This is a genomic window from Streptomyces sp. NPDC001851 (assembly GCF_040297165.1).
Classification (GTDB): Bacteria; Actinomycetota; Actinomycetes; order Streptomycetales; family Streptomycetaceae; genus Streptomyces.
Window position 1 is genome coordinate 415,798 of sequence record NZ_JBEOYR010000001.1, and the last position, 25,377, is coordinate 441,174.

Sequence of the window (25,377 nt, forward strand, 5' to 3'; positions counted from 1 at the left end):
GAAGTCGCCCGTGCGCCCCCTGAGACGACGAAACCCCGGACGGCGGTTGCCGTCCGGGGTCATGGGTGCCCCGGGACGCTCAGCCGATGCCGTCCTCTTCTTCGTCGCCCTCCCCATCATCCTCGTAGAGATCCCACTCGGGCGAGTCAGGGTCGTAGTCGATCCGCTCGCTCGACCAGGACGCCTGCTGGAGCTCCACCCCGGGCACCCCGCTGACCAGGTCGAACGGGTCCACGAGATACGCGAGGGCCTCCGCGGTGTCGTCCGTCACAGCCCCCTCGGTCTGGACCCGCTCCGCCTCCGGAAGCTCCGTGTCCCGGGCGAGCCGGCGCTGCGCGGCCTTGGTCACCTCGCCCTCGTCCTGCACTTCGAGGACCAGCTCCACCCGAAGCCGTACAAAATGTGATGTCTCTTCAGCGCTCATGGCGCGAGCGTACGACCGAAACCTCCCGTGACTTTCCCGTGACCCGCGACTTTCACTAACATCGCTCCACACGGCCAATTCGCCAGCGCTACAAGGGGATCGATATTCCGTGTCATCCGCTCGCCGTCCGCTGCTGACCGCCACCGCCGCGGGCACCCTGCTGTGCGCGCTGTGGTTCGTACCGTCCGCGAAGGCCTCGCAGGACCCGGCCAGAGCGAACGCGGAATCCGCCACGACTCATGTGACCCAGCAGGCCAGGGCGGTGTCGCAGGAGGCCGCGGACAGCGCACGGGACGCGGCGGCCGACACCGAACTCGCCGACACCGGAAGCCCCGACACCACGCCGTACGTCGTCGGCGGCACTCTCTTCCTCGGCGTCGGCGCCGGCTTCGTGGTGTATTCGGTGCGCCGCGAACGCATGGGCTTTTAATTTCCCTTGACGGTTCCTTGACGGCGCACACATAGTTCGCCCATGAAGAGATCATCGGGCGTGCGACGGTGCGCCACCTCGGTGGTGGGTGCGCTGTCGCTCGCCCTTGTCACGGGCTGCGCCGGACAGGACGCGGCGAAGCCGGCCGTGCAGGCGCGCAGCGCCGCGGAGTTGAAGAAGATGATCATCGCCGAGGGCGAGGTGCCGGGGTACAAGGTGGGCCCGGTGCCGGCCACCCGTGCCAAGCCGATCACCACCGACAGCGCGCCGTGCCGGCCGCTGGCCCGCGTGCTCAGCGGGCTCCCGCCGGCCGAGGCGGCGGCGAAGACCGACCGGCTGGCCATGGAGAACCCGAAGCGGGTCCCCCCGGCCAAGCCGGCCTCGCCGGACGACCTCGACGGGAAGAAGTTCGAGGAGTCGATGCACAAGGCCCTGGACCGGGACGTCACCACGGTCACCCTGGCCTCGTACGACGGCGACGGCGCCGAGAAGGCCCTCGCGTCGGTCTCCGCCGCCGTCAAGGCCTGCGCGAGCGGCTTCTCCGGCAAGCAGGCGGGGACGAAGACGAGGTTCACCAAGGTCGCCGAGGAGAAGCCCACGGGCGCCGGGGGCGGGGCGGTGGCGTTCGCGGCGACCGCGGACACGGACGACGGGGACGCGGGGTCCGTCCACGCCCAGGTGGTCCGGGCCGGGAACACCCTGTCCGGCTACGTCACGATGAACCTGGGCGCGATGATGGACAAGAAGGCGTACGCGGTCTCGCCGGAGGTCGTCAAGGCCCAGCAGACCAAGCTGAAGTGACGTAGCGCCACGGGAAGGGGGCCCTGTCCGCCGGGACGGGCCCCCTTGCGTGAAGCGCTACTTCAGCGGGCCGGTGACCGACTCCACCGCGGTGACGAGGTGACCGCCGCGCACGAACGCGTCGGCGGCGGCCAGGTCGGGCGCCAGGAACCGGTCCGGGCCCGGGCCCTGCACACCGGCGGCGCGCACGGCCTCGATGACGGCCCGGGAGGCGGGCGCCGGGGTCAGGCCCTCGCGCAGTTCGATGGCACGGGTGGCCGCGTACAGCTCGATGGCGATGATCCGGGTGAGGTTGCCGACGGCGGTGCGCAGCTTGCGCGCGGCCGACCAGCCCATGGAGACGTGGTCCTCCTGCATGGCGGAGGACGGGATGGAGTCCGCGGAGGCCGGTACGGCGAGCCGCTTCATCTCACTCACCAGGGCGGCCTGCGTGTACTGGGCGATCATCAGCCCGGAGTCGACTCCCGCGTCGTCGGCGAGGAACGGCGGCAGCCCGTGGCTGCGGTTCTTGTCCAGCAGCCGGTCGGTGCGGCGCTCGGCGATGGAGCCGAGGTCGGCGGCGGCGACGGCGAGGAAGTCCAGGACGTAGGCCACGGGCGCGCCGTGGAAGTTGCCGTTGGACTCCACACGGCCGTCGGGCAGCACCACCGGGTTGTCGACGGCGGAGGCCAGCTCGCGCTCGGCGACCAGGCGGGCGTGCGCCATGGTGTCGCGTCCGGCACCGGCGACCTGCGGGGCGCAGCGCACCGAGTAGGCGTCCTGGACGCGGGGCGCGTCGTCCTGGTGGTGCCCGGTGAGCTGGGAGCCCTCCAGCACGGCCAGCATGTTGGCGGCGGAGGCGCCCTGCCCGGGGTGCGGGCGGATGGCGTGCAGCTCGGGCGCGAGCACCTTGTCCGTGCCGAGCAGCGCCTCCAGGCTGAGGGCGGCGGTGACGTCGGCGGACTTGTAGAGGGTGTCGAGGTCGGCGAGGGCCATGATCAGCATGCCGAGCATGCCGTCGGTGCCGTTGAGAAGGGCGAGCCCCTCCTTCTCGCGCAGCTCGACGGGCTGGATCCCGTGCTCGGCGAGCAGCTCGCCGGCCGGGCGTACGGTCCCGTCGGGGCCCTCGGCGTCGCCCTCGCCCATGAGGGTCAGGGCGCAGTGGGACAGCGGGGCCAGGTCGCCGGAGCAGCCGAGGGAGCCGTACTCGTGCACCACCGGGGTGATCCCGGCGTTCAGCACGTCGGCCATGGTCTGCGCGACCTCGGGCCGGACACCCGTGTGCCCGGAGCAGACGGTCTTCAGCCGCAGGAACATCAGGGCCCGTACGACTTCCCGCTCGACCCTCGGCCCCATGCCGGCGGCGTGCGAGCGGACGATGTTGCGCTGCAGCTGGGCGCGCAGTTCCTGGCTGATGTGCCGGGTCGCCAGGGCTCCGAAGCCGGTGGAGACGCCGTAGACCGGGTCCGGCTTGGCCGCCAGGGCGTCCACGATCTCGCGGGCCGCGGCCAGGGCCGCCACCGCCTCGGCCGACAGCTCGATGCGGGCACCGCCGCGCGCCACGGCGAGAACGTCGGACGCCGTGACACCGGACGTCCCCACCACCACAGTGTGCATATCCATATTCAGGAGCGTACGCATTGAATGCGGCGATGTCACTAGTGGGGAACGGGAGCACCCCTTACCCCTCCGTGTGGGCTTCGCCTCACCGCCGCCCCCGGAACCGGCGCCGCTCGGCCTGCGCGGGCGACGGCTCGTCGGCCAGCCGTACGACCGGGTCCTGCGGCCCCTCCCGGCCCGCGACCACCGGCCGGTCGACACGCAGCGCCTTGGCCCGGTACTGGGCGGCGTCGGCGAGCCGGAACAGCCGCCGGGCGTCGCGCACCTCCCCGATCGGGTCCTCGGTCGAGGCCATCCCGCACGCCACCCCCTCCCCCAGCTCCAGCTCCGCCGCCCTCCGGCACAGTTCGTCGGCTGCCTTGACCACGTCGTCGGCGGGCGGCCCGACCGCCAGCAGACAGAACTCGTCCCCGCCGAGCCGCGCGACCAGCGCGCCCGGCACCATCGCCCCGCACAGCGACAGCACCGAGCCGAAGCGCTCCAGGAGCCGGTCGCCGACGGCGTGCCCGAGGGTGTCGTTGACCCGCTTCAGCCCGTTGAGATCACAGACGACGAGGCTGACGGCCGCACCCTCCGTACGGTGCCGCTCGACGGCCTCCTCCAGGCGTACGTCCACGGCGCGGCGGTTGGCGAGTCCGGTGAGGGGGTCGGTGTACGCGAGCCGGCGGGCCTCCTCCAGCCGCTCGGTCTGCGCGAGCCCGGCGGAGACGACCGCGGCCAGCACGGTGGCGAAGTCGGCGTCGGCCCGGTCGAACACGGGGGCGTCGACGGGGCGGGCGACGTACAGCTCGCCCCAGGCTCGTCCGTGCAGCACGACCGGCGCGACGACACAGCAGCCGCGGCCCCTGCGGCGCAGGGCGGCGACGCGCTGGTGGAAGTATCCGGGCGTACCGGCGGCGGTCCCCTCGGCGGTCTCCACCCAGGCGTGGGGTCCGCCCCCGCCGGCCCACCGCTCGTGCAGGAACTCGGTGATCTCCGGGAACTGGTGCACCGGGTAGGCCTCGGACTCGGGGAACTCCTCCTCGTCCGGGCGCCGGTCCCCCACGTTCACGAGGACGCGCAGGCGGCCCAGCTGCCGCTCCCACACCGACAGCGCGGCGAAGCCGCCGTCCAGCGCGCGGCATGCGCCGAGCGCTGCGGCCTGCCACGAGTCCCGCGGGGTGTGGGCCGCCGCCATGCCCTGCGCCAGCGCCACGACCGCGGCCAGCCGCCTGTCCTCACCCATTACTCCAGGTTAGGGATAAATAGGAGCAATCGGGATATCGGTGAAGCGATCAGGTGGCGGGCCCCGCACCGGGTGCGCGCCTGCCGCGGCTGGTCGCGCCCACGCGGCTGAGCCGCGTACCGGCAGAGCCCGCGCCCCTCACGGGGCAGGCCCCGCCTACTCCCCGGGCCACTCCGGCCTGCGCTTCTCGTTGAACGCCGCCACTCCCTCCGCGCGGTCCCCCGAGAACGCCACCGAACGCCACGCCGCGTCCTCGACCTCCAGCCCCGCCCGCAGATCCAGCCCGTGCCCCAGCCGCAGCGCCCGCTTGGCGGCCCGAAGCCCGACCGGTGAGTTGCCGGCGATACGGGCGGCCAGCTCCAACGCCTCCTCGCGATCGCGGCCCTCGTCCACGACCCGGTCCACCAGCCCCAGCCCGGCCGCCTCCGCCGCCTCCACCCGCCGCGCCGAGAAGATCAGCTCGGCCGCGCGCGCCGCGCCGACCCGCCGCGGCAGCAGCTGGGTACCGCCGCCGCCCGGGATCACCCCGACGGAGACCTCCGGCAGCCCCACCACCGCCGTACGGTCGGCCACGATCAGATCGCAGGACAGGGCCAGCTCGAACCCCCCGCCCAGCGCGAACCCGTGCACCGCCGCGATCGTCGGCATGGGCAGCTCCAGCACCCCGGTGTACGCCCCGCGCGCCACCGGTCGCTGCCGCAGCAGATCGGCGTCGCTGAAGGAGTTCCGCTCCTTCAGGTCCGCCCCGACGCAGAACGCCCGCTCATGGGACGAGGTGAGGACCACCACCCGCGCGTCCCGGTCGGCGGCCAGCGCCGTGCAGGCGGCGGCGAGGGAGCGGGCCATCTCCGTCGAGACGGCGTTCATGGCCTTGGGCCGGTCCAGCACCAGCTCCGCGACGAACCCGTGCCGCCGCACCAGCACGAACTCCCCGAACCGCTCCTCGCTCATGACACCCTCCGGCTCACGTGTTAACGCGGGTTAACCACTGTCGGCTCGATCATCGCAGCCGGACCCGGCCCCGGGAAAGCCCGGGGGGCCTACGCCCGTTCGAGTGACATCCCGGCCGTCTCACCCCACATCCCCCACGGGAACGCATAGCGTGCGTCCGCCACGGCACGGCGGGCGCGCGGCGGGGAGGGGAACCATGTCACCGATACGTGCACAGTCCCGTACGGACGCGGAGCCGGAGCGGCACCAGGAGCCACCGGGGCACGGCAAACCGGTCGGCGCGTCCGCCGTACGACGCGGACGGCACCGCAAGCCGCGCCCCCGCAAGGTGCTGCTCGCCACCGGCGGACTCGCCCTGGCCGCAGGCGTGCTCAGCCTGATCCGGGTGGTGCCGGACCCGGGCGTCGACGTCCCGGGCACGGCCGAGGCCGAGCCCCGCCCCGACGCGGCCGGCGCCGCCACGGATCCCGCGGCGAACACCGCCGCCACGGTCGCCGCCGCCCCCACCGCGCTGCCCTCGGCGACCTCCGTCATGGGCGGCCGCAGCCTCCCGCCGACGGCCACCCGTCCGGCCGGGGCCCGCCCCGGACCGGCAACGCGCACGGCGCCGCCCGGCAGCACCGCAGCACCGAGCACCGCCCCCACCGGACCGGCCGCCACCCACGGCCCCCCGTCGCAGCCCCCGGCGGCACCCACCGCCCGGCCACCCGCCCCGACCGCCTCCCGGCCCGCACCGACCGCCCCGGCACCCACCCACAGCACGGCGGGCCCGGCCACGGGCGGTCCGGGCGGGCTGTGCGTGCCGGTGCTCGGCCTGTGCGTGGACCGGGGTGAGGGGGTTACGACCGGCCGTCGCGGCGAGTGAGCAGCCAGGGCTCGACCACGCCGAGCCCGCGGACCGGGCGCTGCCACATCGGCTGGAGCGCGAAGCGGTACACCGGCGGCTCCTCACCCTCCTTCTCGGCGGCCGCGGCGGCCTCGGCCGCCTCCGCCTCGGAGGCGGGCGCCTCACCGGTGCGGATCAGCTCCTCCGCGAAGGCGCTGTCCATCAGCACGGCGTCCCGCGGGGCTATCGAGGTCAGCCGGGAGGCCAGGTTCACCGTCGTACCGAACACATCACCCATACGAGTGGTGACCGTGCCGAACGCCATGCCGACCCGCAGCTCCGGCATCGTCTCGTCGTTCGCGAGCGTCTCGACCAGCCGCAGCGCGATGTCCGCGGCGATCCCGGCGTCGTCCGCCGCGAACAGCACCTCGTCGCCGAGGGTCTTGATCAGCCGGCCGCCGCGCGCGGCCACCAGGTCGGCGGCGGTCGTCTCGAACGCCTCGACCAGCTCGCCGAGCTCCTCCTCCTCCATCCGGCGGGTCAGCCGGGTGAACCCCACCAGGTCGGCGAAGCCGACGGCGAGCCGCCGGTCGACCATCTCCTCGTCGTCCGCGGACTGCACGACCCGCCCGGCCGAGGCGGCGAGCTGCCGCCGCCACACGTACACCAGGAACTCCTCCAGCTCGGGCAGGAGCAGCTCGACGATCGGGTACGTCACCTCGGTGCGGGTCATCCCGGGCTCGGGCGGCTCGGTCAGGCCCTCCAGGAAGGAATCCATCTGCCACTCGGCCAACCGGGCGGTGGTCTGTCCGGTGGACCGGGCCACCTGCACCGCCATGGCCTCGCTGAGCAGCCCCGCCTCGACCAGACCGGCGAGGCGGCGCAGGGCCAGTACGTCGGCCTCGGTGAGCGCCTTGGCCTGGCCGATGTCGGCGAAGCCCATGGCCCGCCAGAAGCGTGACGCCAGCTCCATGGAGACACCGGCGCTGCGGGCCGCCTGGAACGGGGTGTAGCGGCGCTCGGCGCCCAGGATGAGCTGTTCGAGGCGCAGGGCCAGCGGATCCTCGCCGGGGTCGGCGGCGTCCGCGCCCGCGCCGGAGCCCGTGTCGTCGACGGTCACGCCTGCTGCCCTTCCGATCTGCCGCGGTCACGTTTCGACCGGCCTCAACTCTACGGCAGGTGTGCGCCAGCTCACTCCGTCGGGTTCGGCCGACGGTTCACCTCCCGGTGCCGGGTGCGCTTCCCGGTGCTGCTGCCGGCCACCCCGGGGGCTGCGCCCCCCAGGCCCCCGCATCGGGGCAGGTCCGGGGGCGTCCCCTCCGTCGCCGGCCCGCGGATCCGTCGTGGCTGGTCGCGCCCACGCGGCGGAGCCGCATATCGATACAGCCCCGCGCCCCTTGACGGGGCGCTGCGGTACCGGCGCCTTCGAAACACCGCCGCCGCTGCGCCAGTAAGCGACCCGGCCCGCACCGGCACCGGGCAGCAAAGGGCACCGTCACGCGGGCCGCAGATGGACGATGTCCCCCGCCCCCACCGGTTCCTGCACGCCGGCCTCCGTGGCGATGACAAGGCGGCCGTCCCCGTCGACCGCCACCGCCTCGCCCACGATCGAACGCTCCCCGGGCAGCTCGGCCCGCACCGTGCGCCCCAACGTGGCGCACCCCGCCGCATACGTCTCCTGCAGCCCGCTCACCGCAGGGTCACCACCGGCGCGCCGCCACCGCCCGTACCACTCCTCCAGCGACCGCAGTACCGCCCGCAGCAGTGGATCGCGGTCCGTGCCCGTCGCCCCGGCCAGCGCCAGCGACCCCGCCTGCGGCACCGGCAGTTCCCCGGCCCGCAGCGTGACGTTGATGCCGACGCCGATGACCACACCGTCCGCGCCGGCCCGCTCGGCCAGGATCCCGCCCGCTTTGCGTTCCTCGCCCCCGACCGTCACCAGCAGGTCGTTCGGCCACTTCAGCGCCGTGTCCACGCCCGCCGCCCGCGCCAGCCCCGCCGCCACGGCGACACCGGTGAGCAGCGGCAGCCAGCCCCACCGCGCCACCGGCACCTCGACGGGCCGCAGGAGCACGGAGAAGAACAGGCCCGAGCGCGGCGGTGCCGTCCAGCGGCGGTCCAGACGGCCCTTGCCCGCCGTCTGCTCCTCGGCGACCAGCACGGCCCCCTCACCGGCCTTCCCGGCGGCGGCCCGGGCCACCAGGTCGGAGTTGGTGGAGCCGGTGCGCTGCACCACGTCCACCTCGCGGTACAGGCCCCCCTCCCGGACCAGTGCGCGCCGCAGTGCCGCGGCGTTCAGGGGCGGACGGTCCAGGTCGGACCAGCGGCTGTCATCTGATGCATTGTGCGGCGTCATGCAAGTCACCCTAGGTGTGGGAAACGCCGCACTGCCGACCCACAGGCCCAGCACTACTCTACGGATGAGTAACCGTCCCCCCTTTTGAGCAGGCAGGGAGCCGTATCCCGATGTCCGAGCCGGAAGAGATCGACATTCACACGACCGCTGGCAAGCTGGCGGATCTCCAGCGCCGCATCCACGAGGCGACGCACGCCGGCTCGGAACGCGCCGTCGAAAAGCAGCACGCCAAGGGCAAGCTGACGGCCCGTGAACGGATCGAGCTGCTGCTGGACGAAGGCTCCTTCGTCGAGCTCGACGAGTTCGCCCGGCACCGGTCCACGAACTTCGGGCTGGAGAAGAACCGGCCGTACGGCGACGGCGTCGTGACCGGGTACGGGACCGTCGACGGACGCCCCGTCGCCGTGTTCTCGCAGGACTTCACCGTCTTCGGCGGGGCGCTGGGCGAGGTCTACGGACAGAAGATCGTCAAGGTCATGGACTTCGCCCTCAAGACCGGCTGCCCGGTCATCGGCATCAACGACTCCGGCGGCGCCCGCATCCAGGAAGGCGTCGCCTCCCTCGGCGCGTACGGCGAGATCTTCCGCCGCAACACCCACGCCAGCGGCGTCATCCCGCAGATCAGCCTGGTCGTCGGCCCGTGCGCCGGCGGAGCCGTGTACTCCCCGGCCATCACCGACTTCACGGTCATGGTCGACCAGACCTCGCACATGTTCATCACGGGGCCGGACGTCATCAAGACCGTCACCGGCGAGGACGTCGGCTTCGAGGAGCTGGGCGGCGCCAGGACCCACAACACGGCCTCCGGTGTGGCCCATCACATGGCCGGCGACGAGAAGGACGCCATCGAGTACGTCAAGCAGCTGCTGTCGTACCTGCCGTCCAACAACCTCTCCGAGCCCCCGGTCTTCCCCGAGGAGGCCGACCTCGCCGTCAGCGACGAGGACCGCGAGCTGGACACCGTCGTGCCCGACAGCGCGAACCAGCCGTACGACATGCACACGGTGATCGAACACGTCCTGGACGACGGCGAGTTCTTCGAGACGCAGTCCCTGTTCGCGCCGAACATCCTCACCGGGTTCGGGCGGGTCGAGGGCTTCCCGGTCGGCATCGTCGCCAACCAGCCCCTGCAGTTCGCCGGCTGCCTGGACATCGACGCGTCCGAGAAGGCCGCCCGGTTCGTGCGCACCTGCGACGCCTTCAACATCCCGGTGCTGACCTTCGTGGACGTGCCGGGCTTCCTGCCGGGCGTCGACCAGGAGCACACCGGCATCATCCGGCGCGGCGCCAAGCTGATCTACGCCTACGCGGAGGCGACGGTCCCGCTGATCACCGTCATCACCCGCAAGGCCTTCGGCGGGGCGTACGACGTGATGGGCTCCAAGCACCTGGGCGCCGACCTCAATCTGGCCTGGCCCACCGCCCAGATCGCCGTCATGGGCGCCCAGGGCGCGGTCAACATCCTGCACCGCCGCACCATCGCCGAGGCGGAGGCCGCGGGAGAAGGCGACGCCACCCGGGCCCGGCTGATCCAGGAGTACGAGGACGCCCTCCTCAACCCCTACGTGGCGGCCGAGCGCGGCTACATCGACGCGGTGATCATGCCGTCCGACACCCGCGCCCACATCGTCCGCGGCCTGCGTCAGCTGCGCACCAAGCGGGAATCCCTGCCTCCGAAGAAGCACGGCAACATCCCCCTCTAAGGAGCCGCTGTGACGATCAAAGTCGTACGGGGCAACCCGACCCCGGAGGAGCTCGCCGCCGCCCTGGCGGTGGTCCGCGCCCGCGCCGCGGCGGCAGCGGCGACGCCGCCCGGCGCCCAGGGCCCGAGGGACGCCTGGTCCGACCCGGACAGGATCGCGGCCGCCCGGCTCCCCAAGCCGGGGCCGGCGTCGTGGACGCGCACCTACTGGCCGAGCTGACGGAGGTTGCCCAGGGCGCCAATTGAGTACCGCTACTCAGGCGCCCTCCACGGCCGAGGCCGCACGCTGGTGGCATGCTGTGGTCAGACCCGGAAGACGAGCCGCCCAAGGAGCTGCGCGACGCGCAGGACATGATGCGGCGGCTCGGTCTCTTCATGGCCCTGGCCATGATCCTGGCCATGCTCGTCATCGGCCTGAGGTGAGCCGAACGGCACCCCACCTGACTAACCTGGCCGCATGACTGCCAAGCCACGCCGCCGCCTGATCCTCGCCTCCGCCTCCCCCGCCCGGCTGGGCCTGCTGAGGCAGGCCGGCCTCGCACCGGAGGTGATCGTCAGCGGCGTCGACGAGGACGCCGTCACCGCGCCCACCCCGGCGGAGCTGGCCCTCGCCCTGGCCGAGGCGAAGGCCTCGGTCGTGGCGGCGAAGCCGGAGGTGCAGGGCGCCCTGGTGATCGGCTGCGACTCGGTGCTGGAGCTGGACGGGCAGGCCCTGGGCAAGCCCGCCGACGCCGAGGAGGCGACCGCCCGCTGGAAGGCGATGCGCGGGCGGGCCGGCACCCTCCAGACGGGCCACTGCGTCTGGGACACGGCGGCCAAGCGGTACGTCTCCGCGACCGCGTCCACCGTCGTCCGTTTCGGTGAGCCCAGCGACGAGGAGATCGCGGCCTACGTGGCGTCCGGCGAGCCCCTCTACGTCGCCGGGGCCTTCACCCTGGACGGCCGTTCGGCGCCGTTCATCGAGGGCATCGACGGCGACCACGGCAATGTGATCGGCATCAGCCTGCCCCTGGTGCGCAGGCTGCTGGCCGAACTGGGCGTGGGCATCACGGAGTTGTGGTCGCCGGACGAGTGATCCGGGCGGGCGCGGAGTCCTGCGGCTCGCCGTGCCCGTCGCCCGCGTCCTGCGGCGTGTCCGTACGGGGGCCCGGTACGGGCGCCGGGCCCGTGGCCGTCGCCGCAGCCGGGGCCGGCTCGGCCTCCGCCACCGGGTCGCCGTCCTGCCCGGCGCCACCGCCGGCGGCCCCCCGCTGCGGGCCGCCGTCACGGTCGTACGTCATCAGGAGCAGTACGACGAGGCCGAGCACGGCCACCATGAACAGGAACGCCGTCCAGCCCACCAGGCCCCAGGCGAAGGCGCCCAGCAGGCCGTGGACGACCGCCACGCTGATCAGCAGGACGCGGCCGAAGCCCGCGGGGGCGCGGTCGCGTACCGCGACCAGGACGGCCACCAGCGCGCACAGCGCGAAGTAGAGCCCGAAGACGACGCCGCCGATCTTCGAGGACGTCGCCATCGTCGACGGGTCGAGGCCGCCCAGGGACATGTCCTGGCGGTCGACCACCACTCCGAGGAACCAGTTCAGCGCGGCGAAGAAGACGCCCTCCGCCAGGAGGACGACCGCCACGACCCATGCCACCGGTCTGCGCACCACCGGTCCCCACCCACTCTCAAGCCAGCTGCGTGTTACCCCAGGTACGTTCGAGCCGTCACGAACGCTACTAACGGGTAAACCCCGGGACAAGGGTTCGCGCACCAGCAAAGAATCATTGGGCCATTCGTAGGGACTCGACAAAGAAACTGAGTGGGCCGCAGCACGCTCTCACAGAGACCTTGACCACATGACAGGGCTAGGGTTTCCCGGAGGAGTCCTGCGTATCGCGGTGCGACAAGGACTTTCACGGGTCGAGCGCGCCTCGAATCACGCTCCGTGTGGGCAAGCTCACCATTGGGGACGGGTCGAAGTGCCGTGTCGGCAGTCCCTAAACTCGGCTTGTTTCAAGGAGGGAGCCTCAATCGTGCGCAAGGTGCTCATCGCCAACCGTGGCGAAATCGCTGTCCGCGTGGCCCGGGCCTGCCGGGACGCCGGGATCGCGAGCGTGGCCGTCTACGCCGACCCGGACCGGGACGCTCTGCATGTCCGCGCCGCGGATGAGGCGTTCGCCCTGGGCGGTGACACCCCGGCCACCAGCTATCTGGTCATCGACAAGATCCTGAACGCGGCGCGCGAGTCCGGCGCGGACGCCGTCCATCCGGGGTACGGATTCCTCTCGGAGAACGCCGACTTCGCGCAGGCGGTCCTGGACGCCGGTCTGATCTGGATCGGCCCGCCGCCGCAGGCCATCCGCGATCTGGGTGACAAGGTCGCCGCCCGCCACATCGCCCAGCGCGCCGGTGCCCCGCTGGTCGCCGGTACGCCCGATCCGGTGAGCGGTGCGGAGGAGGTCGTGGCCTTCGCCGAGGAGCACGGCCTGCCGATCGCGATCAAGGCCGCGTTCGGTGGCGGTGGCCGCGGTCTGAAGGTCGCCCGGACCCTGGAAGAGGTCCCGGAGCTGTACGAGTCGGCGGTCCGCGAGGCGGTCGCCGCCTTCGGCCGCGGCGAGTGCTTCGTGGAGCGCTATCTGGACCGTCCGCGGCACGTGGAGACCCAGTGCCTGGCCGACAAGCACGGCAACGTGGTCGTCGTCTCCACGCGTGACTGCTCCCTGCAGCGCCGCCACCAGAAGCTGGTCGAGGAGGCCCCGGCGCCGTTCCTCTCGGACGAGCAGGTCGCGGAGCTGTACCGCGCCTCGAAGGCCATCCTGAAGGAGGCCGGGTACGAGGGCGCGGGCACCTGCGAGTTCCTGGTCGGCCAGGACGGCACCATCTCCTTCCTGGAGGTGAACACCCGGCTCCAGGTGGAGCACCCGGTGACCGAGGAGGTCGCCGGTATCGACCTGGTGCGCGAGATGTTCCGCATCGCCGACGGCGAGGAGCTCGGCTACGACGACCCGGTGCTGCGCGGTCACTCGTTCGAGTTCCGCATCAACGGCGAGGACCCGGGCCGCAACTTCCTCCCGGCCCCCGGCACGGTCACCCGGTTCGACGCGCCGTCCGGCCCCGGTGTCCGCCTGGACGCGGGCGTGGAGTCCGGCAGCGTGATCGGCCCCGCCTGGGACTCCCTGCTCGCCAAGCTGATCGTCACCGGCCGCACCCGCAAGGAGGCCCTGGAGCGGGCCGCGCGCGCCCTGGACGAGTTCCAGGTCGAGGGCATGGCCACCGCGATCCCCTTCCACCGCGCGGTGGTGCGGGACCCGGCGTTCGCCCCCGAGCTGACCGGCTCCGCCGACCCGTTCACGGTCCACACGCGCTGGATCGAGACCGAGTTCGTCAACGAGATCAAGCCCTTCGCCGCCCCCGCCGACGTGGAGGCGGAGGAGGAGGTCGGCCGCGAGACCGTCGTCGTCGAGGTCGGCGGCAAGCGCCTTGAGGTCTCCCTGCCGTCGTCCCTGGGCATGTCCCTGGCCCGTACCGGCCTCGCGGCCGGCGCCAAGCCGAAGCGCCGCGCCGCCAAGAAGTCGGGCCCCGTCGCCTCCGGCGACACCCTCGCCTCACCGATGCAGGGCACGATCGTCAAGGTCGCGGTCGAGGAGGGCCAGGAGGTCAAGGAGGGCGACCTGGTCGTCGTCCTGGAGGCCATGAAGATGGAACAGCCCCTGAACGCCCACAAGGCGGGCACGGTCCAGAGCCTGAACGCCGAGGTCGGCGCCTCCATCACGTCCGGCGCGGCGATCTGCGAGATCAAGGACTGACGCCGGTTTCCGAGAGACGCCCGGCGGGCCAACCTCGGTTGGCCCGCCGGGCGTTCCCTTGTCGGCGAGGCGAGCTGCGACTCCCCAGGGGCGCGGGGCTGTGCCCCCTGTGCGGCTCCGCCGCGTGGGCGCGAGCAACCACAACGAACCCGCACCCGCCGACGGACCACAACCCCTACGGCGAGCAGGCGCCTTCAGCGCCGCCGCAAATCAGCGACACGCCCCCGCTCAGCCCCCGCAGGCTCCCCGTACCCCGCCCCCGAGCGGAGCGTCACCCCCCTGCGCGGCCCCGGCAGCGGAGCGCGACGCGCCGGGGCCTGCTCACCCCCCGGAGGGCCGCTCGCCCCGGCCACGGCGATCTGCACCCCCTGGTCGGCGAGAGCCTGCAACTCCATGCCGGCCCGGTCGTCGTTGGCGGGCGGCTCGTCGGTGACCAGGCGCGTGATGACATCGGTCGGCACGGTCTGGAACATCGTGTCCGTACCGAGCTTGGTGTGGTCGGCGAGGACCACGACCTCCGCGGCGGCCTGCACCAGCGCCCGGTCGACGGACGCCGAGAGCATGTTGGACGTGGACAGGCCGCGCTCGGCGGTGAGCCCGCTCCCGGAGAGGAAGGCCTTCGACACGCGCAGCCCCTGCAGGGACTGCTCGGCGCCGGAGCCGACCAGGGCGTAGTTGGAGCCGCGCAGGGTGCCGCCGGTCATCACGACCTCCACCCGGTTGGCATGGGCCAACGCCTGGGCCACCAGGAGGGAGTTGGTGACGACCGTCAGGCCGGGCACCCGCGCGAGCCGGCGGGCCAGCTCCTGCGTGGTGGTACCCGCGCCGACCACGATGGCCTCGCCTTCTTCGACGAGGCCCGCCGCGAGGTCGGCGATGGCGGTCTTCTCGGCGGTCGCGAGATGGGACTTCTGCGGGAAGCCGGATTCTCGCGTGAACCCGCCCGGCAGTACCGCACCGCCGTGCCGGCGGTCGAGGAGTCCTTCGGCCTCCAGTGCCCGCACGTCCCGCCGTACGGTCACTTCGGAGGTCTGGACGACGCGGGCGAGCTCACGGAGCGACACGGCACCGTTCGCTCGCACCATTTCGAGGATCAATTGGCGACGTTCAGCAGCGAACACGAAACTGACAGTAACCCCAGCGACCGTCTGCTTTCAGCAGTTTGCGCCGAATAACAGAAGTTGTTCGTACGACAGGGGCGGAAGTGGTATAGGACCTATCCGCCCCGACTATGCCGTACGCACACGCGGCAACTCCCCGTGACCAGCGGGAAGCCGGAACCGGCCGTCAGACGTCCGCGCCCGCCTTGCGGGTGTGCAGCTGCCGGGCCACCTCGGCGATCGACCCCGAAAGGGAGGGGTACACCGTGAACGCGTTCGCGATCTGTTCGACCGTCAGATTGTTGTCGACGGCGATCGAGATGGGGTGGATCAGTTCCGAGGCGCGGGGCGCGACGACCACACCGCCGACGACGATGCCCGTACCCGGCCGGCAGAAGATCTTCACGAAGCCGTCCCGGATGCCCTGCATCTTGGCGCGGGGGTTGCGCAGCAGGGGCAGCTTGACGACCCGGGCGTCGATCTTGCCCGCGTCCACGTCCGCCTGCGTGTAGCCGACCGTCGCGATCTCGGGGTCGGTGAAGACGTTGGAGGAGACCGTCTTCAGGTTCAGCGGGGTCACCGCGTCGCCGAGGAAGTGGTACATGGCGATACGTCCCTGCATGGCGGCGACGGACGCGAGGGCGAAGATCCCGGTCACGTCACCGGCCGCGTAGACGCCGGGAGCGGTCGTACGCGACACCTTGTCGGTCCAGATGTGCCCCGACTCGCGCAGCTTCACGCCGGCCTCCTCCAGGCCCAGCCCCGCGCTGTTCGGGATGGCGCCGACGGCCATCAGACAGTGGGTGCCGCTGATGACGCGCCCGTCGGCCAGCGTCACCTCGACCCGGTCGCCGACGCGCTTGGCGGACTGCGCGCGGGAGCGGGCCATGACGTTCATGCCGCGGCGCCGGAAGACGTCCTCCAGCACGGCGGCGGCGTCCGGGTCCTCACCGGGCAGCACGCGGTCCCGGGACGACACGAGCGTGACCTTCGACCCCAGGGCCTGATAGGCGCCGGCGAACTCGGCACCGGTGACACCGGATCCGACCACGATCAGCTCTTCCGGCAGCTCGGTGAGGTCGTAGACCTGGGTCCAGTTGAGGATGCGCTCGCCGTCGGGCTGGGCGTCGGGCAGCTCGCGCGGGTGACCGCCGGTGGCGATGAGGACGGCGTCGGCGGTGAGGGTCTCCTCGGTGCCGTCGGCGGCGGTGACGACGACCTTCCGGGACCCGTCGAGGGCCTGCATGCCCTCCAGCCGGCCGCGGCCGCGCATGACCCGGGCGCCGGCGCGCGTGACGGAGGCGGTGATGTCGTGGGACTGGGCGAGGGCCAGCCGCTTCACCCGGCGGTTGACCTTCCCCAGGTCCACCCCGACCACCCGGGCCGCCTGCTCCAGCGGCGGGGTGTCGTCGGCGACGATGATCCCCAGCTCTTCGTACGACGAATCGAAGGTGGTCATCACCTCGGCCGTAGCGATGAGCGTCTTCGACGGCACGCAGTCGGTCAGCACCGACGCTCCGCCCAGACCGTCGCAGTCGACGACGGTCACCTCCGCACCGAGCTGGGCGGCCACCAGGGCCGCTTCATATCCGCCGGGTCCGCCACCGATGATCACGATCCGAGTCACGTACTCCATTGTCCCGCACCCTTCAAGGTGCTACTGCCCCGGGGCGCACGGAAGCCTCGGCTGGGACACGAGTGACCCGAGTTCCCCTGCCGTACCCTCTCTGCATGTCGCTCTATGCCGCCTACGCCGGCAACCTCGACGCGGGCCTGATGTCCTTCCGCGCCCCGCACTCCCCGCTGCGCGCCACGGGCTGGCTGAACGGCTGGCGGCTGACGTTCGGCGGCGAGCAGCTGGGCTTCGAGGGGGCGCTGGCGACGATCGTCGAGGATCCGCTGGCACAGGTCTTCGTCGGCCTGTACGACATCGCACCCATGGACGAGGAGTCCCTCGACCGGTGGGAGGGCGTGGAAGACGACCTCTACCGCCGGGTCCGGGTGCGCGTGCACACCCTCGACGGCGAGGAGACGGCGTGGACGTACGTCCTCAACGGCTACGAGGGCGGTCTGCCCTCGGCGCGCTACCTGGGCGAGATCGCCGACGCGGCGGAGTCGGCGGGGGCGCCCCACGATTATGTGATGGAGCTGCGGAAACGCCCCTGCTGAGCGGCCGCGCTCGTAGAATTGGGGTTCCGACGCACCAACGGGAGAGCTCATGGCCCCCACGAGGACCTACGACATCTACTACACGGTCCAGGCCGCGGCGGCCCGCGACCGGCTCGACGAGCCGCAGCGCAACGCCTTCGACAAGGGCATGGCCATGCTGGCCCGCGACCCCTTCCTCCCGGTGTCCCGGCCCATAAGCTCCACCGGCGACGACCGCACGATCCGGCTCACCCAGAACATCCTGGTCGAGTACACGGTGAGCCGTGGCCGTCTGCTGATCTTCATCGTCGAGGTCTTCAACGACAAGGACGTCCTCATCACCGACGTCTGAGCGCGGCCGCCGGCCCGCTTCGTCGGAAACGACAAGACAACGATCCCGATCCCGTGACGTCTGTCATCTACGCGCGTAGGCGAAGACGAGCTACCCTCGTCGGCGTGAACGCATCTCTTCTTCCGGACGACATCCAGGGCGACCCGTACGCCGCCGCCGACGCCGCCGCCGCGCGCCTGCGCGCACTCACCGGCGCCGAGACCCACGACGTCGCCCTCGTGATGGGCTCCGGCTGGGCTCCGGCCGTCGACGCCCTGGGCGCCCCCGACGCCGAGTTCCAGGTCACCGAGCTGCCCGGCTTCCCGCCGCCGGCCGTCGAGGGGCACGGCGGCAAGATCCGCTCGTACTCCTTCGGTGACAAGCGCGCCCTGGTCTTCCTGGGCCGCACGCACTACTACGAGGGCCGTGGCGTCGCCGCCGTCGCCCACGGCGTCCGTACCGCGGTGGCCGCCGGCTGCAAGACGATCGTCCTGACCAACGGCTGCGGCGGCCTGCGCGAGGGCATGCGCCCCGGCCAGCCGGTCCTGATCAGCGACCACATCAACCTGACCGCGACGTCCCCGATCGTCGGCGCCAACTTCGTCGACCTGACCGACCTGTACTCCCCCCGTCTGCGCGCCCTGTGCAAGGAGATCGACCCCACCCTGGAGGAGGGCGTCTACGCGCAGTTCCCCGGCCCGCACTACGAGACCCCGGCCGAGATCCGCATGGCCCGCGTCATCGGCGCGGACCTGGTCGGCATGTCCACGGTCCTGGAGGCCATCGCCGCACGCGAGGCGGGCGCCGAGGTGCTGGGCATCTCCCTGGTCACCAACCTGGCGGCCGGCATGACCGGCGAGCCCCTCAACCACGAGGAGGTCCTCCAGGCGGGCCGCGACTCGGCCGCACGGATGGGCCAGCTGCTGGGCCAGGTGCTGGGCAAGCTGTAAACGGGGGCCGGGGGCGGAGCCCCAGTGGACCAGGCAAACACGGAGAGGTTGATCCCAAGGTGCACGACGATCTCATCAGCAGGGCCAAGACCTGGCTCGCCGAGGACCCGGACCAGGAGACCCGCGACGAACTGGCCAAGCTGATCGACGCCGGTGACGTCACGGAACTGTCGGCCCGCTTCAGCGGCACGCTGCAATTCGGCACCGCCGGACTGCGGGGCGAACTGGGCGCCGGCCCGATGCGCATGAACCGGTCGGTCGTCATCCGCGCCGCGGCGGGCCTCGCCGCGTACCTGAAGAACAAGGGCCAGACCGACGGAGTCGTCGTCATCGGCTACGACGCCCGCCACAAGTCCGCCGACTTCGCCCGGGACACCGCCGCCGTCATGACCGGCGCCGGCCTGCGCGCGGCCGTACTCCCCCGCCCCCTGCCCACCCCCGTCCTGGCCTTCGCCATAAGGCACCTCGGCGCGGTCGCGGGCGTCGAGGTGACCGCCAGCCACAACCCGCCCCGGGACAACGGCTACAAGGTCTACCTCGGCGACGGCTCCCAGATCGTGCCGCCGGCCGACGCGGAGATCGCCGCGGAGATCGACGCGATCGCGAGCCTGAACGACGTACCCCGTCCGGAGTCCGGCTGGGAGACCCTCGACGACGCGGTCCTGGAGGCCTACCTGGCCCGCACGGACGCCGTGCTGTCCCCCGCCTCCCCCCGCACGGCCCGCACGGTCTACACGGCCATGCACGGCGTCGGCAAGGACGTCCTGCTCGCCGCGTTCGGCCGCGCCGGCTTCCCCGAGCCGGTGCTGGTCGCCGAGCAGGCCGAGCCGGACCCCGACTTCCCGACGGTGGCGTTCCCCAACCCGGAGGAGCCGGGCGCGATGGACCTCGCCTTCGCCCAGGCCCGCGCGAGCGACCCGGACCTGGTCATCGCCAACGACCCCGACGCCGACCGCTGCGCCGTGGCCGTCAAGGACGGCGCCGACTGGCGGATGCTGCGCGGCGACGAGGTCGGCGCGCTCCTCGCCGCCCACCTGGTCCGGCGCGGAGCGCGCGGCACCTTCGCCGAGTCGATCGTCTCCTCCTCCCTCCTCGGCCGCATCGCCGAGAAGGCGGGGTTGCCCTACGAGGAGACGCTGACCGGCTTCAAGTGGATCGCCCGCGTGGACGGCCTGCGCTACGGCTACGAGGAGGCCCTCGGCTACTGCGTGGACCCCGAGGGCGTGCGCGACAAGGACGGCATCACGGCGGCCCTGCTGATCACCGAGCTGGCCTCGCAGCTGAAGTCGGAGAACCGCACCCTCCTCGACCTCCTGGACGACCTCGCCGTGGAGCACGGCCTGCACGCCACCGACCAGCTCTCGGTCCGGGTCCAGGACCTCTCGCTCATCGCCGACGCGATGCGCCGCCTGCGCGAGCAGCCGCCGACCGAGCTGGCCGGCCTGCCCATCACCCGGGCCGAGGACCTGACCCGGGGCACGGACAGGCTGCCCCCGACGGACGGCCTGCGCTACACCCTCGACGGCGCCCGGGTGATCGTCCGCCCGAGCGGCACCGAGCCGAAGCTGAAGTGCTACCTGGAGGTCGTCGTACCGGTCGCCACGCACACCGGCCTCCCGGCCGCCCGGGCCCGCGCGGCGGAACTCCTGACCACGATCAAGCGCGACCTGTCGGCGGCCGCCGGCATCTGAGCCGCCCCACACCGACACCGATGGGGTGCCCCCGACCCGGGGCACCCCATTTCGCGATCCTCCCGACCCCCCCGAAGTGACCGCCGGCCACTCGGCGGCACCAGCCCCTCGGGTCGGCCGCGCCCCCGGACCGGGCGCAGGCAGTAATGGGCAGCTTTGGGCCACTCACCAAGCCCTCCACACAGCCACGCCCCTGCCTCGCTTCCCCCACCCCGCCCACATCTACCAATCACGGCTCCCGCCACCGACGCGCGCCGCCCCTCCCCACCCCCAACCCGCCGCAAGCCGCCGAACTCACCCGGCGTGCTGGCGACCCGCGACCGCGCACCCCACCACCGACCGCAAGCCGCCACACCCACCCGGCGTGCATGCGAGACCCGACCGCGCCCCCTGCCCATGGGCCACTCACCGCTCGCCCTCGCCGCTCCCGACCCACCGGCCGCAAGCCGCCACACCCACCCGGCGTGCTGGCGACCCGCGACCGCGCCCCCCACCACCGGCCGGACGCCGCCAAGCCCACCCGGCGTGCATGCGACCCGCGACCGCGCCCCCTGCCCACGGCGGCTTCGCTGCCCGCCGAAGGGCCCGGTGCCGGGCTGGGCCGCTGCCTTCGCGGCCGCTCGCTCGCTTCTTCCCCGTGCTGGAGCGGGGCGAGTCAAGGGTGGCCCGGAGGGCCATCGCCGAAGGCGACGCGGGAGTGGAGCGCAGCGGAACGGGAGCGCCCTTTACTCGCCTCGCGGAAGCACGACACTGACACAGAAGCGGGCGGCCCAACGGCAACTATCCGGCACCCTCGGGCAAAACACCTCAACCTCAGCCCAACCCGTACCTCAGCCCACCCCGACAACCTCACCCCAACCCGCCCAGCCGCGAACCCCTCAGCCCATGGCCAGCAGAATCGCCAGCAGGACCGCCCCCGCCACCGCCGGTGCGACCACCTCGTACGCCCACCGCACGGTGACCTCTCCGCGCGCGGACTCCGCCTCGCCCCGCCGGTCCAGGAGTTCCCGCAGCTCATCCATGACCTGGTCGGTCTCCGCGCGGGTCGGTCCGGTCGCCGCAGCGCCGCGCCCCGCGCCGCCGAAGGCGCCCAGGCCGCCGAGTCCCCGGCTCGCCGGCCCCTCGCCGCGCGCTCCCTCCGCCGCCGCCCGCGCCTTGCGCGCCTCCGCCTTCTTGCGGGCCCGCAGCGAGACGGGGATGGACCACAGCTGGTACTTGGTGCCGGACTTGGCGACGACCTCGTTGGAGTAGCCGGAGCGCAGCGAGGCGACCTCGCCCCAGGGCAGGCTGATCACCCGGAACGGGTTGCGGATCCGCAGCCGGTCCTCGCCCGCGAAGACCGCCGGGCGGAGCGTGAAGGCGATCACCAGCGGCACCGCCAGGATCATTCCGGCGAGCGCCAGCCACGGGGTGCGGCCGTGGCCCTGGAACAGCGCGTCGAAGCCGAGCCAGCCGACGACGAGGAGCAGCAGCACGCCGCCCACGAGCGCCATGGGCGAGCGGTAGATCCGGTCCTGCTGGGTGGGCACCGGAGGCTGTGACGCGGGTGACTGGTGGTCCGGGGTCGTCATGGTCCCGATTGTGCATGACATCGCCGCGGGTGCCTCCACGCGGTCCGGCACCGGCGCTCATCCGTGATCTTCGGGCAGAGGATGAGCGCCGATCGCACCCCGGGGCTATACATCCGCTACGCGCGTAGATATGCTCGTCTGGTGACCATGCCCACTACCGCACCCACAGCTCACGCTCTCTCGGATGTCACCGCGTCCGACAGCACGCTGCGCCGCTTCCTGCACGGGCTGCCCGGCGTCGACGCGGTCGGCCTGGAGGCGCGCGCCGCATCTCTCGGCACCCGTTCCATCAAGACCACCGCGAAGGCCTACGCCATCGACCTCGCCATCTCGATGGTGGACCTGACGACGCTGGAAGGCGCGGACACCCCGGGCAAGGTCCGGGCGCTCGGCGCCAAGGCCGTCCACCCCGACCCGACGGACCGTACGGCGCCGACCACGGCCGCGGTCTGCGTCTACCCCGACATGGTGGCCGTCGCCAAGGAGGCCGTGGCCGGCTCCGGCGTGAAGGTCGCCTCGGTCGCCACCGCCTTCCCGGCCGGCCGCGCCGCCCTCGACGTCAAGCTGGCCGACGTCCGTGACGCCGTCGCCGCGGGCGCCGACGAGATCGACATGGTCATCGACCGGGGCGCGTTCCTGGCCGGCAAGTACCTGAAGGTGTACGACGAGATCGTCGCCGTGAAGGAGGCCTGCGGCGACAGCGCCCGTCTGAAGGTCATCTTCGAGACCGGGGAGCTGTCGACGTACGACAACATCCGCCGGGCGTCCTGGCTGGGCATGCTCGCCGGTGCCGACTTCATCAAGACCTCGACCGGCAAGGTGGCGGTGAACGCCACCCCCGCCAACACGCTCCTCATGCTGGAGGCCGTACGGGACTTCCGCGCCCAGACCGGCGTCCAGGTGGGCGTGAAGCCCGCCGGCGGCATCCGCACCTCCAAGGACGCCATCAAGTTCCTCGTCCTCGTCAACGAGACCGCGGGTGAGGACTGGCTGGACAACCACTGGTTCCGCTTCGGCGCCTCCTCGCTGCTGAACGACCTGCTGATGCAGCGTCAGAAGCTGGCCACCGGCCGCTACTCCGGCCCCGACTACGTGACGGTGGACTGATCCCCATGGCATCCGCATTCGAGTACGCACCCGCGCCCGAGTCCCGCTCGGTCGTCGACATCGCCCCCTCCTACGGCCTGTTCATCGACGGCGAGTTCACGGACGCGGCCGACGGCAAGGTCTTCAAGACGGTCTCGCCCAGCACCGAAGAAGTGCTGTCCGAGGTCGCGCAGGCGGGCGAGGCGGACGTCGACCGCGCGGTGAAGGCCGCCCGCAAGGCGTTCGAGAAGTGGTCGGCGCTGCCCGGCTCCGAGCGCGCCAAGTACCTGTTCCGCATCGCCCGGATCATCCAGGAGCGCAGCCGCGAGCTGGCCGTCCTGGAGACGCTGGACAACGGCAAGCCGATCAAGGAGACGAGGGACGCCGACCTCCCCCTGGTGGCGGCCCACTTCTTCTACTACGCGGGCTGGGCCGACAAGCTGGACCACGCGGGCTTCGGGGCGAACCCGCGGCCGCTGGGCGTGGCCGGCCAGGTCATCCCCTGGAACTTCCCGCTGCTGATGCTGGCGTGGAAGATCGCCCCGGCGCTGGCGACCGGCAACACGGTCGTGCTGAAGCCCGCCGAGACGACCCCCCTCTCCGCCCTGTTCTTCGCCGACATCTGCCGCCAGGCCGGCCTGCCCAAGGGTGTCGTCAACATCCTCCCGGGCTACGGCGACGCGGGCGCCGCACTCGTCGCGCACCCGGACGTGAACAAGGTGGCCTTCACCGGCTCCACGGCCGTGGGCAAGGAGATCGCGCGGACCGTCGCGGGCACCCGCAAGAAGCTCACCCTCGAACTGGGCGGCAAGGGCGCCAACATCGTCTTCGACGACGCCCCGATCGACCAGGCGGTGGAAGGGATCGTCACCGGGATCTTCTTCAACCAGGGCCAGGTCTGCTGCGCGGGCAGCCGCCTGCTGGTCCAGGAGTCGATCCAGGACGAGCTGCTGGAGTCCCTGAAGCGCAGGCTCTCCACCCTCCGCCTCGGCGACCCGCTGGACAAGAACACCGACATCGGCGCGATCAACTCCGCCGAGCAGCTGGCCCGGATCACCGCGCTGGCCGAGCGGGGCGAGGCGGAGGGCGCCGAGCGCTGGTCGCCGGCCTGCGAACTGCCGGGCTCCGGGTACTGGTTCGCCCCGACGCTCTTCACGAACGTCACCCAGGCGCACACCATCGCCCGTGACGAGATCTTCGGCCCGGTGCTGTCGGTCCTGACCTTCCGCACGCCGGACGAGGCGGTCGCCAAGGCGAACAACACGCAGTACGGCCTGTCGGCGGGCATCTGGACCGAGAAGGGCTCCCGCATCCTGGCGGTGGCGAGCAAGCTCCGCGCGGGCGTGATCTGGTCCAACACGTTCAACAAGTTCGACCCGACCTCGCCGTTCGGCGGCTACAAGGAGTCGGGCTTCGGCCGCGAGGGCGGCCGCCACGGCCTGGAGGCGTACCTCGATGTCTGATGCACGACTGTCGGTGTTCAAGACCTACAAGCTGTACGTCGGCGGGAAGTTCCCGCGTTCCGAGAGCGGCCGGGTGTACGAGGTGAGCGACTCGAAGGGCAACTGGCTGGCGAACGCACCCCTGTCCTCCCGCAAGGACGCCCGGGACGCGGTCGTGGCCGCGCGCAAGGCGTTCGGCGGCTGGTCCGGCGCGACCGCGTACAACCGCGGCCAGGTCCTCTACCGCGTCGCGGAGATGCTGGAGGGCCGCCGGGAGCAGTTCGTGCGCGAGGTCGCGGACGCGGAGGGCCTGTCGAAGTCGAAGGCGGCCGCGGTCGTGGACGCGGCGATCGACCGCTGGGTCTGGTACGCGGGCTGGACCGACAAGATCGCCCAGGTGATCGGCGGCGCCAACCCGGTCGCGGGCCCGTACTTCAACCTCTCCTCGCCCGAGCCGACCGGCGTGGTCGTCGTCCTGGCCCCGCAGGAGTCGTCGTTCCTGGGCCTGGTGTCGGTCGTGGCCCCGGTGATCGCCACCGGCAACACGGCGGTCGTGGTGGCGAGCGAGAAGTCCCCCCTGCCGGCACTCTCCCTGGCCGAGGTGCTGGCCACCTCCGACGTGCCGGGCGGCGTGGTCAACGTCCTGTCCGGCCGTACGGCGGAGATCGCGGCGCCGCTGGCCGCGCACCAGGACGTCAACGCGATCGACCTCGCGGGCGCCGACGAGGAGCTGGCGAAGGAGCTGGAGATCGCGGCGGCGGACAACCTGAAGCGCGTGCTGCGTCCACAGGCTGTGGATTACTTCGAGACGCCGGGCACCGACCGGATGACGGCGTTCCTGGAGACCAAGACGGTCTGGCACCCGACGGGCTCACTGGGCGCCTCCGGCTCGTCGTACTGAGTCGCGTCCGGGCCCCACGGCCGAGAGCCGCGTCTTCCCTCCGTCCGGGGAAGG

General features: G+C 72.3%; 25 protein-coding genes. 15 read left to right on the plus strand and 10 right to left on the minus strand.

The annotated features are described in order from the left end of the window. Nucleotides 1-79: 79 nt before the first annotated feature. Nucleotides 80-424 (minus strand): hypothetical protein, encoded by a 345-nt coding sequence (locus ABT171_RS01930; protein WP_351238693.1) that lies wholly within the window; start codon nt 422-424, stop codon nt 80-82. A 109-nt stretch (nt 425-533) separates the two neighbouring features. Between ABT171_RS01930 and ABT171_RS01935 the strand changes: the two genes are divergently transcribed. Further along, nucleotides 534-854: a hypothetical protein gene (locus ABT171_RS01935; RefSeq protein ID WP_351238695.1), complete on the plus strand. Its 321-nt coding sequence runs from the start codon at nt 534-536 to the stop codon at nt 852-854. 42 nt (nt 855-896) lie between these two features. Further along, a complete protein-coding gene (locus tag ABT171_RS01940) occupies nt 897-1,655 on the plus strand; it encodes a hypothetical protein (protein WP_351238697.1) in 759 nt (252 codons plus the stop codon). A gap of 57 nt (nt 1,656-1,712) precedes the next feature. Here ABT171_RS01940 and hutH read toward each other — a convergent pair whose 3' ends face one another. From hutH to ABT171_RS01955, 3 genes are all read right to left on the minus strand, one after another. Beyond that, nucleotides 1,713-3,251, minus strand: coding sequence for a histidine ammonia-lyase (hutH, locus tag ABT171_RS01945; RefSeq protein ID WP_351239111.1), 1,539 nt, complete (start codon nt 3,249-3,251; stop codon nt 1,713-1,715). Nucleotides 3,252-3,339: 88 nt separating this feature from the next. Then, on the minus strand, nt 3,340-4,479 hold the full coding sequence (locus ABT171_RS01950) for a GGDEF domain-containing protein (RefSeq protein WP_351238699.1): 1,140 nt from the start codon (nt 4,477-4,479) through the stop codon (nt 3,340-3,342). 156 nt (nt 4,480-4,635) lie between these two features. Continuing rightward, entirely contained in the window at nt 4,636-5,430 is a 795-nt protein-coding gene (locus ABT171_RS01955) for an enoyl-CoA hydratase/isomerase family protein (RefSeq protein ID WP_351238701.1), read from the minus strand. A 196-nt stretch (nt 5,431-5,626) separates the two neighbouring features. Between ABT171_RS01955 and ABT171_RS01960 the strand changes: the two genes are divergently transcribed. Continuing rightward, nucleotides 5,627-6,295: a hypothetical protein gene (locus ABT171_RS01960; RefSeq protein ID WP_351238703.1), complete on the plus strand. Its 669-nt coding sequence runs from the start codon at nt 5,627-5,629 to the stop codon at nt 6,293-6,295. Here ABT171_RS01960 and ABT171_RS01965 read toward each other — a convergent pair. Together ABT171_RS01965 and ABT171_RS01970 are read right to left on the minus strand one after the other, a co-directional pair. Then, nucleotides 6,270-7,376, minus strand: a complete 1,107-nt coding sequence (locus ABT171_RS01965; protein WP_351238705.1) for an adenylate/guanylate cyclase domain-containing protein — start codon at nt 7,374-7,376, stop codon at nt 6,270-6,272. The two genes, ABT171_RS01960 and ABT171_RS01965, sit on opposite strands and share 26 nt — an antisense overlap. Before the next feature lie 375 nt (nt 7,377-7,751). After that, the gene (locus tag ABT171_RS01970; RefSeq protein ID WP_351238707.1) at nt 7,752-8,612 is read right to left on the minus strand and encodes a biotin--[acetyl-CoA-carboxylase] ligase; all 861 of its coding nucleotides are present in this window, start codon (nt 8,610-8,612) and stop codon (nt 7,752-7,754) included. 110 nt (nt 8,613-8,722) lie between these two features. On the opposite strand from ABT171_RS01970, the gene ABT171_RS01975 reads away from it, so the two are divergent. From ABT171_RS01975 to ABT171_RS01990, 4 genes are all read left to right on the plus strand, one after another. After that, nucleotides 8,723-10,315 carry an acyl-CoA carboxylase subunit beta gene (locus ABT171_RS01975; protein WP_351238709.1) on the plus strand — a complete coding sequence of 531 codons (1,593 nt, stop codon included), beginning with the start codon at nt 8,723-8,725 and terminating at the stop codon, nt 10,313-10,315. 9 nt (nt 10,316-10,324) lie between these two features. After that, on the plus strand, nt 10,325-10,534 hold the full coding sequence (locus ABT171_RS01980) for an acyl-CoA carboxylase epsilon subunit (protein ID WP_351238711.1): 210 nt from the start codon (nt 10,325-10,327) through the stop codon (nt 10,532-10,534). Between the two features lie 74 nt (nt 10,535-10,608). Continuing rightward, the gene (gene mmpB / locus ABT171_RS01985; RefSeq protein ID WP_351238713.1) at nt 10,609-10,737 is read left to right on the plus strand and encodes a morphogenic membrane protein MmpB; all 129 of its coding nucleotides are present in this window, start codon (nt 10,609-10,611) and stop codon (nt 10,735-10,737) included. A gap of 34 nt (nt 10,738-10,771) precedes the next feature. Next, on the plus strand, nt 10,772-11,389 hold the full coding sequence (locus ABT171_RS01990; protein ID WP_351238715.1) for a Maf family protein: 618 nt from the start codon (nt 10,772-10,774) through the stop codon (nt 11,387-11,389). Here the strand turns inward: ABT171_RS01990 and ABT171_RS01995 are convergent. Continuing rightward, complete coding sequence (locus ABT171_RS01995; RefSeq protein ID WP_503072732.1) at nt 11,361-11,963, minus strand: hypothetical protein; 603 nt, start codon at nt 11,961-11,963, stop codon at nt 11,361-11,363. The genes ABT171_RS01990 and ABT171_RS01995 overlap by 29 nt on opposite strands. Before the next feature lie 367 nt (nt 11,964-12,330). On the opposite strand from ABT171_RS01995, the gene ABT171_RS02000 reads away from it, so the two are divergent. After that, nucleotides 12,331-14,103, plus strand: a complete 1,773-nt coding sequence (locus tag ABT171_RS02000; RefSeq protein ID WP_351238719.1) for an acetyl/propionyl/methylcrotonyl-CoA carboxylase subunit alpha — start codon at nt 12,331-12,333, stop codon at nt 14,101-14,103. Between the two features lie 194 nt (nt 14,104-14,297). On the opposite strand, the gene ABT171_RS02005 is transcribed toward ABT171_RS02000, so the two are convergent. After that, the gene (locus tag ABT171_RS02005; protein WP_351238721.1) at nt 14,298-15,224 is read right to left on the minus strand and encodes a DeoR/GlpR family DNA-binding transcription regulator; all 927 of its coding nucleotides are present in this window, start codon (nt 15,222-15,224) and stop codon (nt 14,298-14,300) included. A gap of 166 nt (nt 15,225-15,390) precedes the next feature. After that, nucleotides 15,391-16,839, minus strand: coding sequence for an NAD(P)H-quinone dehydrogenase (locus tag ABT171_RS02010; protein WP_351238723.1), 1,449 nt, complete (start codon nt 16,837-16,839; stop codon nt 15,391-15,393). 95 nt (nt 16,840-16,934) lie between these two features. Between ABT171_RS02010 and ABT171_RS02015 the strand changes: the two genes are divergently transcribed. The 4 genes from ABT171_RS02015 to ABT171_RS02030 all read left to right on the plus strand — a co-directional run bounded on the left by ABT171_RS02015 (nt 16,935) and on the right by ABT171_RS02030 (nt 20,323). Further along, the gene (locus tag ABT171_RS02015; RefSeq protein ID WP_351238725.1) at nt 16,935-17,372 is read left to right on the plus strand and encodes a gamma-glutamylcyclotransferase family protein; all 438 of its coding nucleotides are present in this window, start codon (nt 16,935-16,937) and stop codon (nt 17,370-17,372) included. Nucleotides 17,373-17,421: 49 nt separating this feature from the next. Further along, nucleotides 17,422-17,703, plus strand: coding sequence for a type II toxin-antitoxin system RelE family toxin (locus tag ABT171_RS02020; RefSeq protein ID WP_351238727.1), 282 nt, complete (start codon nt 17,422-17,424; stop codon nt 17,701-17,703). A gap of 104 nt (nt 17,704-17,807) precedes the next feature. Next, on the plus strand, nt 17,808-18,632 hold the full coding sequence (locus ABT171_RS02025) for a purine-nucleoside phosphorylase (protein WP_351238729.1): 825 nt from the start codon (nt 17,808-17,810) through the stop codon (nt 18,630-18,632). A gap of 59 nt (nt 18,633-18,691) precedes the next feature. Further along, nucleotides 18,692-20,323 (plus strand): phospho-sugar mutase, encoded by a 1,632-nt coding sequence (locus ABT171_RS02030; protein ID WP_351238731.1) that lies wholly within the window; start codon nt 18,692-18,694, stop codon nt 20,321-20,323. Nucleotides 20,324-21,201: 878 nt separating this feature from the next. Here ABT171_RS02030 and ABT171_RS02035 read toward each other — a convergent pair. Beyond that, entirely contained in the window at nt 21,202-21,894 is a 693-nt protein-coding gene (locus ABT171_RS02035) for a PH domain-containing protein (protein ID WP_351238733.1), read from the minus strand. 147 nt (nt 21,895-22,041) lie between these two features. On the opposite strand from ABT171_RS02035, the gene deoC reads away from it, so the two are divergent. From deoC to ABT171_RS02050, 3 genes are read left to right on the plus strand one after another with little or no spacing between them, the layout of a single operon-like run. Next, nucleotides 22,042-23,001, plus strand: coding sequence for a deoxyribose-phosphate aldolase (gene deoC / locus ABT171_RS02040; protein WP_351239113.1), 960 nt, complete (start codon nt 22,042-22,044; stop codon nt 22,999-23,001). A 5-nt stretch (nt 23,002-23,006) separates the two neighbouring features. Continuing rightward, entirely contained in the window at nt 23,007-24,443 is a 1,437-nt protein-coding gene (locus ABT171_RS02045) for an aldehyde dehydrogenase family protein (RefSeq protein ID WP_351238735.1), read from the plus strand. Next, the gene (locus ABT171_RS02050; protein WP_351238737.1) at nt 24,436-25,323 is read left to right on the plus strand and encodes an aldehyde dehydrogenase family protein; all 888 of its coding nucleotides are present in this window, start codon (nt 24,436-24,438) and stop codon (nt 25,321-25,323) included. Before ABT171_RS02045 ends, ABT171_RS02050 begins: the two co-directional genes overlap by 8 nt. Nucleotides 25,324-25,377: the final 54 nt, after the last annotated feature.